The organism is Luteolibacter sp. SL250 (assembly GCF_026625605.1).
GTDB lineage: Bacteria > Verrucomicrobiota > Verrucomicrobiia > Verrucomicrobiales > Akkermansiaceae > Luteolibacter.
This window is the reverse complement of record NZ_CP113054.1, coordinates 3,292,813-3,305,076: the sequence shown is the minus strand read 5'-3', so window position 1 is coordinate 3,305,076 and position 12,264 is coordinate 3,292,813. Positions and strand designations below refer to the sequence as shown.

General features: G+C 63.6%; 11 protein-coding genes. 4 read left to right on the top strand and 7 right to left on the bottom strand.

Annotated elements, in window-relative coordinates; translation table 11 throughout:
• Positions 1-24: 24 nt before the first annotated feature.
• Both OVA24_RS14510 and OVA24_RS14505 read left to right on the top strand, forming a co-directional pair.
• Positions 25-1,014: an AAA family ATPase gene (locus tag OVA24_RS14510; RefSeq protein WP_267670612.1), complete on the top strand. Its 990-nt coding sequence runs from the start codon at positions 25-27 to the stop codon at positions 1,012-1,014.
• A gap of 9 nt (positions 1,015-1,023) precedes the next feature.
• Entirely contained in the window at positions 1,024-2,328 is a 1,305-nt protein-coding gene (locus OVA24_RS14505) for a DUF58 domain-containing protein (RefSeq protein ID WP_267670611.1), read from the top strand.
• Here OVA24_RS14505 and OVA24_RS14500 read toward each other — a convergent pair.
• From OVA24_RS14500 to OVA24_RS14485, 4 genes are all read right to left on the bottom strand, one after another.
• Complete coding sequence (locus tag OVA24_RS14500; RefSeq protein WP_267670610.1) at positions 2,325-3,545, bottom strand: MFS transporter; 1,221 nt, start codon at positions 3,543-3,545, stop codon at positions 2,325-2,327. The genes OVA24_RS14505 and OVA24_RS14500 overlap by 4 nt on opposite strands.
• A 17-nt stretch (positions 3,546-3,562) precedes the next feature.
• Positions 3,563-4,018: a nuclear transport factor 2 family protein gene (locus tag OVA24_RS14495; protein WP_267670609.1), complete on the bottom strand. Its 456-nt coding sequence runs from the start codon at positions 4,016-4,018 to the stop codon at positions 3,563-3,565.
• Between the two features lie 105 nt (positions 4,019-4,123).
• Positions 4,124-6,100: an FG-GAP repeat domain-containing protein gene (locus tag OVA24_RS14490; RefSeq protein ID WP_267670606.1), complete on the bottom strand. Its 1,977-nt coding sequence runs from the start codon at positions 6,098-6,100 to the stop codon at positions 4,124-4,126.
• A gap of 41 nt (positions 6,101-6,141) precedes the next feature.
• Positions 6,142-6,840 carry a GntR family transcriptional regulator gene (locus OVA24_RS14485; RefSeq protein WP_267670605.1) on the bottom strand — a complete coding sequence of 233 codons (699 nt, stop codon included), beginning with the start codon at positions 6,838-6,840 and terminating at the stop codon, positions 6,142-6,144.
• An 81-nt stretch (positions 6,841-6,921) separates the two neighbouring features.
• On the opposite strand from OVA24_RS14485, the gene OVA24_RS14480 reads away from it, so the two are divergent.
• Entirely contained in the window at positions 6,922-7,860 is a 939-nt protein-coding gene (locus tag OVA24_RS14480) for a dihydrodipicolinate synthase family protein (protein WP_267670603.1), read from the top strand.
• 4 nt (positions 7,861-7,864) lie between these two features.
• Here the strand turns inward: OVA24_RS14480 and OVA24_RS14475 are convergent, their stop codons facing one another.
• Positions 7,865-8,332: a hypothetical protein gene (locus tag OVA24_RS14475; RefSeq protein WP_267670601.1), complete on the bottom strand. Its 468-nt coding sequence runs from the start codon at positions 8,330-8,332 to the stop codon at positions 7,865-7,867.
• A 200-nt stretch (positions 8,333-8,532) separates the two neighbouring features.
• On the opposite strand from OVA24_RS14475, the gene OVA24_RS14470 reads away from it, so the two are divergent.
• A complete protein-coding gene (locus OVA24_RS14470; protein ID WP_267670599.1) occupies positions 8,533-8,871 on the top strand; it encodes a zinc ribbon domain-containing protein YjdM in 339 nt (112 codons plus the stop codon).
• Between the two features lie 90 nt (positions 8,872-8,961).
• On the opposite strand, the gene OVA24_RS14465 is transcribed toward OVA24_RS14470, so the two are convergent.
• Entirely contained in the window at positions 8,962-10,203 is a 1,242-nt protein-coding gene (locus OVA24_RS14465) for a hypothetical protein (protein WP_267670597.1), read from the bottom strand.
• Positions 10,200-12,242 (bottom strand): RNA polymerase sigma factor, encoded by a 2,043-nt coding sequence (locus OVA24_RS14460; RefSeq protein WP_267670596.1) that lies wholly within the window; start codon positions 12,240-12,242, stop codon positions 10,200-10,202. Before OVA24_RS14460 ends, OVA24_RS14465 begins: the two co-directional genes overlap by 4 nt.
• Between the last annotated feature and the right edge of the window lie 22 nt (positions 12,243-12,264).

The window sequence follows — 12,264 nt, the reverse complement described above, 5'->3', positions numbered from 1 at the left end:
GGGCTATTACATTCTGCCGTCACGATGTCCGATTTCACGCAGCACTCCCCGTATGAAGCCCCGCAGTCCTCACCGCTCCTGGACCTCATCCAACGGATGCGGGCGGAGATCAGGAAAGTCATCATCGGCCAGGACACGGTGATCGACCAGGTCCTGGCAGCCCTGCTGGCAGGCGGTCATATCCTGCTGGAAGGGAAGCCGGGTCTGGGGAAAACCCACCTGGTCAACACACTGGCGAAAACCTTCGGCGGTCATTCCGGGCGGATCCAGTTCACACCGGACCTGATGCCGTCTGACGTCACCGGTTTCCGCATGTTCGACATGCGCAGCCAGACGTTCCAGCTCCGCCGTGGTCCGGTTTTCACGAACCTGCTGCTGGCGGATGAGATCAACCGCGCCCCGGCGAAGACGCAGGCGGCGTTGCTCGAGGTGATGCAGGAAGTCCAGGTCACCATTGACGGGGAGACCCTCCGTCTTGATCCGCCGTTCATGACGCTGGCCACCCAGAACCCGGTGGAGCATGAGGGGACCTATCCGCTGCCGGAGGCGCAGTTGGACCGCTTCATCATGAAGATCCTCATCGACTACCCGGGGCGGGACGCGGAGTGCGAGATCGTCAGCCGCGCGGCCTCGGAGGCCGGGCGTGCCGCCGACCGCAGCGTGGTCCCCGTTTGCAGCCCTGCGGAGATCATCGCCGCGCAATCCGCGACCTCCGCCATCCAGGTGATGCCGGAAGTGGTGGGATACGCGGTTGCCATCGCCCAGGCGACCCGTGATGCACGGGCCATCGGCCTGGGGACGGGAACCCGCGGAGCCATCAGCCTGGTGAAGATCGGGAAAGCTTTCGCCGTATTGAACGGCCGGGGATATGTGATTCCGGACGACATCAAGAGCGCCGCGCTGCCCGTTCTCCGCCACCGGGTCCAGCTCACCCCGGAGGTCGCCATCAGCGGCCAGAATGTGGATGAAGTGCTGCGCGGCATCGTGGACAGCGTGCCCGCACCCCGGCAGTAAGGTGAAGTGATGAGCCCGACGTTCCGGTTCATTCTCCTGACGCTTGCCTGGACGGTGGCCGGGGGAGTCGTGTCCGCGTTTCCGGACTGGATCTGGATCTGGGGGGCGCTGGGGGGGATCGCGGCGCTGGTGCTGCTGGTGGATGCCGTGGCGTTGCTCCTTTTCCGGCGGCTGGAGGTGGTGCGCCGTCTGCCGAAGAGGTTCGCCCAAGGTGAACCTGCGGAAGTCAGGCTGTCCGTGGGCAATGCGGGTGGCATCCCGGCGAAGGTGGAGATTTTCGATGGCATCCCGGCTGGATCGGACGCTCCTGCCATGCCCTGGCAGGGAACGGTGCCGGCCAGGCGGGAGATCAAGGTGTTCCATCCGGTCAGCATCATGGAGCGCGGGGAGATCGTTTTCAGCAGGGTCCGCATCCGCAGGACATCTCCGGCGGGCTTCTGGCAGAGAAAGACGTTCCACGGCAGTGAGGAAAGCGTGAAGGTCTATCCGAACTATGAGCCGGTGATCCGTTTCGCGCTCCTGGGCATGCAGCACCGGGACAGCCCCATGGGCATCGTCCGCAGGCCCCGCCCGGGAACCAGCCGCGACTTCCACCAGTTGCGTGACTATCGCGACGGGGACCCGTATTCCCAGATCGACTGGAAGGCATCCTCACGCAGGCAGATGCTCATCAGCCGGGACTACCAGGAGCAAAGGGACCAGACCATCATCTTCCTGCTGGACACCGGCAGGCGGATGCGCGCGATGGATGGCGCGCTCCCGCAGTTCGACCATGCGCTCAACGCCATCCTGCTGGTCTCCCACATCGCACTCCGGCAGGGGGATAAGGTGGGGGTGAAATCCTTCGGCGGCACGGACCGGTGGTTGCCGCCCATCAAGGGGGCTCACGCCATGCCGGTGCTGCTCAACCACCTTTACGACTACCAGACCACCTCCGCCCCCAGCGACTTCGCCGGCGCGGTGGAGCAGCTCATGGCGCGGCAGAGACGTCGGGCGCTGGTCATCGTGATGACCAACCTCCGCGGTGAGGACGGGAAGGAACTCGGTGGTGCGCTGCAGGTGCTGCGCTCGAAGCACCTCGTCCTGCTGGCCAGCCTGAAGGAAAAGACGGTGGAAGATGCGGCATCCACCCCGGTCGTGCATTTCAATGACGCGCTGAAATTCCTCGCCGCCGACCACTACCAGCGGGAGCGTAGGGAGATCCTCACCACCTTGGGCATGCACGGTATCCTCACCATGGACACCACCGCGCAGGAACTGGCGACCGGGCTGGCGAACCGTTACCTCGACATCAAGGCGGCGGGTCGGATCTAAACGGTGGCTTTCGGCCGGATGGCCAGCACCAGACCCACCGAGATGGCGCACAGGGCGGCGAAGGCGGTGAAGATGAGGTTGAGGGGGATGCCCTGGTCCCGCATGATGCCGAAGCCCCAGTCTGCGAAACCTCCACAACTGATGCTGACGAAATTCATCAGGCCGTAGCCGGTGGCGCGCAGCTCCGGCCGGACGATCTGGCACAGGATGGGCATGTTGTTGCAGTCGAAGAAGCCCCAGCCGAGGCCGTAGACGATGAGGAAGGCGATGGCGGTGCCGAGCGTGGCCGCATTCCCCACCCCGAACAGGGCGGGGATGATGAGCCCCACGCCGATGGCGGAAATGTAGATACGCCCCCGGATGGTGCGCTTCATCCACCGGTCGGCCAGCACGCCTCCCAGTACCACCGCGATGAGTGCGGTGAGATTCACATAGAGCGTTGCGGAGACGCCTGCATGTCCCTGGCCGATGCCGAACTGGTCCTTCAGGATGGCGGGCATCCAGTCACGGACCACCCATCCGGCGAGGGCGGGCAGGGTGAAGTAGAGGACCAGCAGGATGAAGAACCGGTTCCCCAGCAACTCCCCGAGGCTCCGTCCGGGAGATGGCCGGACCATGGCCTCCCCGGTGGCGGGAGGATTTCTCAGCAGGAAGAAAAGGGGTAGGGCATACAACACACCGGCGATGCCCGCGGCATCGAACGCCCAGCGCCATCCGAGGGACGGGCTGTCCGCGGCATAGCCGCTGAAGCCGCCGATCATCACGCCCGCATAGATGGCCATCTGGTGGGTGCCGATGGCGCGGGAGCGGGTGGGGCCGTTGTGATAGTCGGTGATGAGGGCGAGCGCGGCGGGGATGTAGCAGGCCTCGCTGATGCCCATGAGCGCCCGGCTCCAGACGAGTTGTTCGAAGGTCTGAGCATGTCCGGTGGCCCACGTGACGGCGGACCAGACAAAGAGGCTGGTGACGATGACGTGGCGCTTGCTGAAACGGTCCGCCAGATAGCCTCCGAAGGGACTGACGAATGCGTACACCCACTTGAAAACGGCGGGCAGCAGACCCCAGTTCGCCTCACTGCCGATGGACGGGAGGTCATCCATGATGGAGAACTTCATGGCCGCCATCATCTGGCGGTCCATGTAGTTCAGCAGGGCGACGGGCCACAGCAGCATGACGACCAGCCATGCGTACCGGCCCAGCGAGGGAGCGGAGGTCATCGGCTCGTTTCCGGAGATCAGTTGGCCTTGGCTGGCTCAGGAAGGCGGGCCGACTGCCACGCGTGGAAGCGCCACGCGCTGTTCTCCTGCTTCCAGACCCCCAGGAAGCTGAGGGTGAATTCATTGGTGCCTTTCTCCGCGGACTGGGTCTTGATGCGGACTTGGCCGGTCATCAGCGCGACGGACGGTGCGGGGAAGGAGAACTCCCGCTTGATGTAGTCCATTTTGAGATACTTGTTCCGGCCGGAAACGAGGGTGTCGATGAAGGACGCCTTGGTGTCCACGACGCCGGAGGAATGGGCGTAGTGGAGCCCGTCCGAGAATGCCTTCTCCAGACCGGCCTTGTCGGCGGCCATGGTGGCGGCGACGCGGGCGTCATCCGCGGCGGTGATTTCCTTGGTGTCAGGCTGTGCGGTGGCGAACGAAAAGGAGGCCACCAGGGCGGCGATGAACGGAATGACGATGGATTTCATGGATGGATCAGGGATTTCATGCGGATGAAAGGGTTGGGCGCCCATCCGCAGACCTTGTTTGACCCGGACCTGCCGGAGATGGGAGGAAATTCCATCCTCACCGCCTCACTTCGTGCGGGGATTCCGCAGGTAGTAGAAGCGCCCGTCCTCCGCCCCTCCCAGAAAGTCCGGGATGCCATCGCCGTTGAAATCCACCGTGGTGGGACTGACGTCGTGGCCCTCGATGTTGGTGGGTGAAATGAGGCCCATGTCCTTGAAGAACCACCTGCCGTCCTCCGCGCGCGTCTGTCGGACGAAGGCTGCGTTGGCACCGTTGAGCAGGATATCCATCTTTCCATCCCCATCCCAGTCCGTGACCGACAGCTTGCGGCGGCCGGATCCCCCCGCGGACTGCCGGCCCTTGTAGCGCAGCAGCATCGTTTCCCCCGGCACCGCGAAGAAATGGGCGCCTTTCCTTTCCTCCGGAGTCATCCCGTCACAAATGAAGGCACGGCGCGGAGGCAGCAGGATGCGGCGGCCGTCCCTTTCCTTCCGTTCGAAAAACGCCAGGTGGCCTTCATGGTCCATCATCACCAGGTCCGGCAGTCCGTCCTCGTTCCAGTCCACGGCGACGGGGGTGGTGCGCCACTGGGTCAGCAGGCCTTTGCCCTCCGGACGGAGCCAGCCGTAGGCCAGGTGCGGCTGCGGGCCGTCCCACTCGACCTCCAGGGGTTGCGCGGCTGCCAGCTCCGCTGCCTTGCGGGTGCCGGTGTTGCGGTACCAGACGACTTTCCCCCAGATGGAGTTCACCAGCAGGTCCGGGCGGCCGTCCCCGTCCCAGTCATTGATGGAAAGGGTGGTGTATCCCCACTTCGCTTCACACGGGCCCTGGATCGATCCGTTGGGACCAGCGACGATGCGGAGGGTCTCCCCACCGGCCTCCAGCAGCACGGGGGCGGCCCATTTCGGGTGTTCCACCTTCGGACCACTGAGATTCTCGAAGAAGGCGATGTTGCCTGCGGTGTTGCCGGAGATGATGTCGGTGTCGCCGTCCCCGTCCCAGTCGAAGCCGACGGGAGTGGCAAGAGCGCCGAATTTCAGATCCTCCGCTTCCTGTTGGAAGTAGCGCGGCTCTTCGAAGACCGGGGCGTTCTTGTCATGGCCGCCGGTGTTGCGGATGAAGGCGACGCGCCCGTCCTCATCCCCGCAGATGATGTCCGGGTGGCCGTCCTTGTCCCAGTCGATCACCACCGGGGTGATCATCTCCACGTGCATGGTGACGTAGCCGCCCTTGTCCGTGCGCAGCCGGCGTCCCGCTTCATAGCGGGGCTGCGTGCGGGTGCCCGCGTTGCGGAAATAGGTGAAGCCATCCAGGAACTCACCGCAGATCAGGTCGAGATCTCCGTCCCCATCCATGTCCTCGAAGCTGGGCGACGGCCATCCGTAGGTTTCCAGCGGACTGCCGTTGATGAGGATCTTTTCCGCTTTCGCGTAAGCGGGGGCGTCATTCGTCCCGGTGTTGCGCGCGAGGTAGACGTAGCCGCGCAGCAGTCCGTTCTTCCAGATGCCGTTCCGGTCGTAGGCATCATCCCAGCCATACTCGGTCCAGTCCCCGACACCGATGAGGATGTCATCATTTCCGTCCCCGTCGAAGTCCACCATCCGCCAGTGGTTGGCCCGGACCTTGTTGGGATGGACGTTGCCGGGAATGTCGATCTTCACGGGTGCGTCGAGACCGGACTTGATGAAGTCCGGGTAGCGCATGGCGGGAGACAGCACGGTGGGTTGCCCGCCCGGGTAGCTGACCTGCACGTTGGCCATGCCCTTGCTGATGCGGCGGCCCGGCTTGAAAACGGGCATCGGGTTCTTTGCGGTGTCCCCGGTCGTGTTTTCAAACACATAGACTCCGTTGTAGGGTTTGTCCGAGCAGTTGACGACGAGATCGAGATCGCCGTCACCGTCGAAGTCCATCGGCAGCGGCCAGGCCCAGAGCCCCACACCGAGATCCACGGCCAGGCCCGGGTGGTTGTACTTCAGTCGTTCGAGCGCCTGCTCCGCATGGAGGAGTGGCGACAAGAGGAGAAGGGGAAGGAGACGTTTCATGGGTTTGGAAAAATGGACTGCAGGATGGACGTTGCGGCGCGTCAGGAGAGCCAGGTGCTGGTGCGGGCCTTGCGGTCCGCGCTGAGGGTCGCCTCCAGGCTGCGGCGGATGTGGGCGGTCATCGCCGCACGTGCCGCTTCCGGATCGCGGTTCCGGATCGCCTGGTGGATCGCGCTGTGGGCGGACCACGCGTCCTCGATCACCGCAAGGTCATGGGCGATGCGGTGGGGGCGGAAGACCCGCTCCAGAATCTGCGTCTCCGACAGGAGCTTGGTGAGCCGGCGGTTTCCCGTTGCGTCGATGATGTGGAGGTGGAATGCCCGGTCGAGATCGAGGAACTTCTTTTCCCCGGCCTCGGAAAGCTGGCGGGCCTTGCCGGATTTGAAGGTTTCAATGAGGCGCTTCATCGCGGCGAGGATATCCCCCAGCTCAACGACCTGTTCACCGCTCATGAGCATGGCCGCCCGCTCCGCGGCGTAGCCCTCCACGGCCTCCCGCACGCCGAACAGCTCCACCGCTTCCTGCGGCTCCATCCGCTTCACCACCGCACCCAGCCGGGGATGCAGTTCCACCAGACCCTCCATGGCCAGCTTGTTCATCGCCTCCCGCAGCGGCGTGGTGCTCACACCCAGCTCCGCGCTCATCTTCTTGAACTCCAGCCGTTCTCCCGGCTGGAGATCCCCGCTGGCGATGCGGTCGCGGATGGCGTGATAAACTTTTTCCGGGAGCGGTTCAGACATGGATGGCGGGTGGGATCGTTTCGGAAATATCCGAATATATTTGGCTGTGCAACGGGAAAGTTCCATGGTTGAACGGAGTGCATGACTGCGCCAGCCGATGTGATGGGGGAGCCGCTGCACGGCATCATACCACCACTGGTCACCCCGCTGTCCGGACACGACGAGCTGGACGCGGAGGGGCTTGACCGATTGGTGGAGCACGTGATCCGGGGGGACGTCAGCACACTGTTCGTCCTGGGGACAACGGGGGAAGGGCCGGGCCTGAGCCACCGGCTGCGGAAAGAGATGGTGTCGGAAACCTGCCGGGCGGTGGCTGGACGTCTGCCGGTCCTGGTGTGCATCTCCGACACCGTATTCGAGGAAAGCGTGGAACTGGCGGAACATGCCGCGGCCTGCGGGGCGGACGCGGTGGTGGCCTCCACTCCATACTATTTCCGCGCTGGGCAGCCCGAGCTGGTGGACTACTTCACCTTGCTCTCGCAGGAAGCGCCGCTTCCCCTGTATCTCTACAACATGCCGGCGATGACGAAGCTGGTCATCCAGCCGGAAACCGTGGCGCGGCTGATGGAGATCCCGTCCATCGTGGGAATCAAGGATAGCTCGGGGGAACTGGATTATTTCGCATGTTTGATCGAGCTGGGACGGAGCCGCCGCGACTGGAGCGTGGTGATGGGGCCGGAGGAGCTGACTTCGCAGGCGGTCAGGATGGGTGCCCACGGCGGAGTGAACGGAGGCGCGAATCTCTTCCCCGCGCTCCATGTGGCGAACCATCGGGCCGCCGCGGCGGGTGATGTGGTGGAAGCGGAACGGCTGGACCGCGTGGTGAAGGAGGTGGCGGCCGCACTCTACACGGTGGGCAGCCATCCCAGCTCGATGTTGAAAGGTCTGAAATGCGCGCTGAGCCTGCGGGGCATCTGCGGCGACATGATGGCCCATCCTTTCGAAAGCTTCCACGCACGGGAACGGGCGCTGCTCGGGGAACGCCTGGAGGCGCTCATCGAGGAACACCAACTGTCATGAGCACTCAGGCTCCGCGATTCATTTGTGAGCTGCGCGCCTCGTTGTCGTAGTGCTTCTTCACGCCCAGGTTCCAGGAAGGCGGATCGCTGGCGGGAAAGGACTCTTTCATCGCTTCATCGATCCTCGCTTCATCGCTGAGCGTCGCATGCTCATCGTCGTTGTTCTCCTGATTGAGCTTTTCACCGAGGAAAACCTGCGGTGGTGGGGTGTGGCCGGTGAGGTCCGGAATCAGGTAGGCGGAGGCCGCGACCGCGCCCCACCATAGGATGGGCACCACCACGACCGAAAGGCCGAGCGTGGCAAGGGCGAGCCATGCGGCGATGAACGCCATGAGGATGTTGCCGATCAGGAGGGTGACCCCGAGTGATTTGTGCCCCTTGAGGATATGTCCGGCCCCGGGCAGGACGCTGGCAAGCAGGGCGAGCTTGTTCCGGTCCGCTTTCCGCAGGGCATCGAGCGTTTCACTGTGCATGGTTCGCGACGGGTTGTGGCCTGAGGTGCGTTCCGCATGCCGTGTGCCAACTTTGGTGGGTTGCAAGTCGTTCGGTATCATGATCCGGGATCAAGGCCGGGAACTTTTCCCAGCGCAAAATGCAGACATTGCGGTGCGGAAGATGCCTTGATCCGCTTCCTGTGCTTGCTCCTGCGCCCGTCCTCCCGTTGGCTGGGTCCATGAGTGAGACGAGCTGCCCGTTGTGCGGGATGGAGGATTTGATCGGGGATGCGGGAAAGCGCGAGTGTCTCACCTGCGGTCATGAATGGCAGGCGGAGGTCGCGGAGGAAGCGGTGGTGGACCGGGTGGTTAAGGACGCCTTCGGCAACGTGCTGGCGGACGGCGACGTGGTGGCGATGATCAAGGACCTCAAGCTGAAAGGCAGCACCGTGACCCTCAAGGTGGGCATGAAATCAAAGCCGATCCGTCTGGTGGAGGGAGATCATGAGATCTCCTGCAAGATGGAAGGGCTGTCCATCGGGCTGAAAGCGTGCTTCGTGAAGAAGGTGCAGGCCTGAGGCATGGAGCGCGGACTTCAGTCCGCCCCGGAGAATCCAGCGAGCGAAGCCAAGCGGACTGAAGTCCGCGCTCCGTTCGTCCATCCTGCATCACTCCCTGCCCAGCGCCTGAAGATCCCGCCACACCTGTTGGGTGAGTTCATCCTGGCCGGAAAGATCCGCCGGAGTGTCCGGGTGCTGCTTCGTCCAGGCGTCGAACGCACGGACCAACGATGAGCGGTAGGCTGCTGGTTCCTGGGTCCGTAGCAGGGCGAGCGCGCGGGGCAGATCCTTCGGCGCGATGACACCGGAGACGGCACCCGCCCATTGCTTTGCTTCGGATCTAGGAAGGGATTCCAGCCAGGAAGCAGTCCCTGCGGGATCGACTTCCGCCCATTGTGAGGCGATCTGGTAGATGCCCGCCGCCCGCCCGTCTCCGTCCTTACCGGAGATGATGGCGTTGGCGTGGTTCGCGCGCTTCTCTGCTGACAGCGTGCGCCATGCGTTTTTCCTCAGATAGTCCCCTCCATGGACGGAAACAGGCATGACATGGCCGTAGGGTGAACGGGCGAAGTCCTCCGGATCCAGCTCCTGCCAGCGACGGAGAAGCTGCATGGGGATCATCTGATGCCCGGATATTTTCGTGGAACTCAGTTGGTCCAGATCATCATAGGCGCGCAATGCCTGCCGGACTTTCTCGACGGTGGGGATCGCTTGGGCCAGTGCGACATCCTGGGAGGAAAAGGAGCCACCCGCTTTTTTCCGGAGCGTGCAGGCCAGATAGGGATCATGGGGAACGAGCCACAGACAAATCTGGCTGAGCTGGCTGCTATCGATCTTCGGTGAGCTGTCGTTCGGTGGCTTTTCGTCCGGGGTCGTGCGTTGGAGGTGGTCTTCCGCCCACCGCGCCAGTCCCTCCGGATCATGCCATGCCCAGCTCGCGCGGATGTCGCGGGAGGCGCTGGGGAAGTAGCTCCGGTCGGGGAGAGTTTTCCACAGCCATTCCATCGCCGCCGCTCCGTCCTTGGATGCCCAGCGGATCAACAGCGCCTGCGTTGCGAAAGCCGGCCACTTGTTCTCCATGACGGGAAAGCTCTCCAACAACTCCGGAATCCGTTCCACCGGGATGAGGTGAAGACGTGCGGCTGCGGCGAGTTTTTCCTCCGGTGTTTTCGCCTCGCGGAGAGCGGTGATGGTCGAGGTGGGATCGATCCGGGGAGGAGTTGGATGAGTTTCCTTTTCCGGAACGGACGACGGATTCCGGGAAGCAGATCCACGCGGCCACGCGATGGCCCACGCGGCGATGGTCACCGCTGCGGAGAGGACGCCTGTGATGAGGGCGCGGTTGGTCATGGTGTGGTTGGCATCATGGGGTTGAGGTCCGCTGAAAGCTCCTCCGGCAACAATGCCAGGTTCTTCGATGCCAGTTCCGGCTTCACCGCCAGGAGCCTGATGAATGCCGCGCGGGCCGTGCTCAGGCGGAGCTCCGGATCCCGGATCATGGCGGCCCAGCGGAGGCTGATCGCTTCCTTCGGATCGTCGATGCGTCCTCCGTTCGCAGCGAGCTCGGAGCGGATGCGCCGCAAGATGGAGTCATCCAGGTCCAGTTCCGGGTGTTTCGAGATCCAATTTCCAAATTCCGTGTCATTGAGGACACGGCTGAGTGCGTCTCCGGCCAGCGGGAGCGTTTGTTGGTGGGTGTATCCCGCCGCCGCGCCCGCCTCAATGGCAGCGACCTCCCGTTGTTCACGGTCAATGACTTTCTTGAAGGATCGATCCTTCAGGTTTCCTGATTCATCATAGGTGTTTTTCGGATACGCAACCGAGGAAAGCACACCGAGCGAAGCCTGGAATCTCTCTCTGGGGTTCATGTCTTTCATCGCCTCCTGCAGGTCGGGAAATTCCATGCTGGCGAGATTCTGCCAGAAGCGGATTGAGAACTCTTCTTTCAACGCGGGATCGCCGTAGTGTTCGAGCGCCCGGTGGAACTTCATCCACCGTTCCGCTTTCCCTTTGCCGTTCATCACCCACATCGAACCCTCTCCGGCAATGCTCTGGAAGGCGTTCATCTTCGCTTCGCGGAAATGCAGCGCATCGATGAGGTGGAAAACGGCGGCGTGGTTCCCGTGCAGGTAATAGCCCTTCGAGATGTCGCCCACGAGCTTCTCTCCTTCTCCTCCCGGCCTCAGGAACGGATGATCCTGGTTGGCGATGAGCCATGCGGCTGGCGCGTCCCTGCTGCGTTCCAGCCAGGAGGTGAGCAAGTTGCCCAGCAGGGTGTTTCCCCAGATCGCTCCGTCCCTTCGTGCCGCGATGCCGGACTGGAGCACATGGGTGAGGGCGGCATTGGGATCTTTCGCGGCCCACCGCTTCAGCAGCGGTTCATAGGCGGCCGCCTGTTCGGATGGGTTGAGGCGTTCCTCCGCGAGAGCCATGAAATCCGGGATCTGTTCGATGCTGATCCTCTCCAGCAGTGTATCCAGTTGAAGGCGTGTCAGCGTGTGGGCGGGACCGGATTTCAGGCGCTTGATCTCGCTGATGATGGCCTCCAGCGGAGAGCCTGCGGGCAGGGTGGTGTAAGTATCCGTCCTTTCCCGGCGTTCGCGGGCCGTGGTGGGGGATGCGGCAGGCGTTTTCTCCGGCTCCTGCCGCAGCAGTTGCATCGACAAGGTGCCGCCGGCGGCCAGGGAGGCCAGCAGGGATCCGGTGAGAACGGGCTTGAGGAAAGCAACGGCGGTGGAGCTTCCCGTCCCGGTCTTCGCCGCATTCGCGGAGAGGCTCCTGACAAGAGCTTCCGGAATCGGCGGGGACTCCATCCCGAGCAGCTTCACCTCCAGCGCCCCTCCGGTGAGGGCCTGTCCGCGTTTCCCCAAAATGCCACCCAGCCGATCGAGCGAACGCTTCACCCGCTTGCGGGCGGCTTCCTCGGTGATGCCCAGCCGCAGCCCCAGTTGGCGGTAGTCCTTTCCTTCGAAGAACCGCAGGATGACCGCGTCGTGCTCCGGGGCGGGTAGTTTCAGCAGCGCCTCATCCAGTTCCCGGAAAAGGAAAGGGGAGTCGCCTGTGCCGGTGGTGGTGTCCATGGCCTCCCCCGCGATCTTCTCCCGCTGCCTCCTGCGTTGTTCCGTGCGCACGTGGTTGGCGGCGCGGCGGCATGCCTGCCGGTGGAGCCAGCCTGAGACAAACACGCCCTGCAGCGTGGCTGCCTTCCGCGCCAGCAGGGTGAAAACCTCCTGGGTGACATCCTGAGCCGCGCTGTGGTCTCCGTTCAGACGCCGGAGCGCCGTGGCGAAGACCAGCGGCGAGTGGCGCTGGACCAGCGTTCGGATCGCCTCGTCGGAGCGGTGGCGGGAGAAACGGAGCAACAGGTTGTGGGAATCATCCGCCATCATATCCAGAAGACACCGCCAGGCC

Excerpts from the sequence above, each read along its gene's own strand:
- OVA24_RS14510 (WP_267670612.1), top strand. The coding sequence starts at position 25 with ATGTCCGATTTCACGCAGCACTCCCCGTATGAAGCCCCGCAGTCCTCA.
- OVA24_RS14505 (WP_267670611.1), top strand. The coding sequence starts at position 1,024 with ATGAGCCCGACGTTCCGGTTCATTCTCCTGACGCTTGCCTGGACGGTG.
- OVA24_RS14500 (WP_267670610.1), bottom strand. The coding sequence starts at position 3,545 with ATGACCTCCGCTCCCTCGCTGGGCCGGTACGCATGGCTGGTCGTCATG.
- OVA24_RS14495 (WP_267670609.1), bottom strand. The coding sequence starts at position 4,018 with ATGAAATCCATCGTCATTCCGTTCATCGCCGCCCTGGTGGCCTCCTTT.
- OVA24_RS14490 (WP_267670606.1), bottom strand. The coding sequence starts at position 6,100 with ATGAAACGTCTCCTTCCCCTTCTCCTCTTGTCGCCACTCCTCCATGCG.
- OVA24_RS14485 (WP_267670605.1), bottom strand. The coding sequence starts at position 6,840 with ATGTCTGAACCGCTCCCGGAAAAAGTTTATCACGCCATCCGCGACCGC.
- OVA24_RS14480 (WP_267670603.1), top strand. The coding sequence starts at position 6,922 with ATGACTGCGCCAGCCGATGTGATGGGGGAGCCGCTGCACGGCATCATA.
- OVA24_RS14475 (WP_267670601.1), bottom strand. The coding sequence starts at position 8,332 with ATGCACAGTGAAACGCTCGATGCCCTGCGGAAAGCGGACCGGAACAAG.
- OVA24_RS14470 (WP_267670599.1), top strand. The coding sequence starts at position 8,533 with ATGAGTGAGACGAGCTGCCCGTTGTGCGGGATGGAGGATTTGATCGGG.
- OVA24_RS14465 (WP_267670597.1), bottom strand. The coding sequence starts at position 10,203 with ATGACCAACCGCGCCCTCATCACAGGCGTCCTCTCCGCAGCGGTGACC.
- OVA24_RS14460 (WP_267670596.1), bottom strand. The coding sequence starts at position 12,242 with ATGATGGCGGATGATTCCCACAACCTGTTGCTCCGTTTCTCCCGCCAC.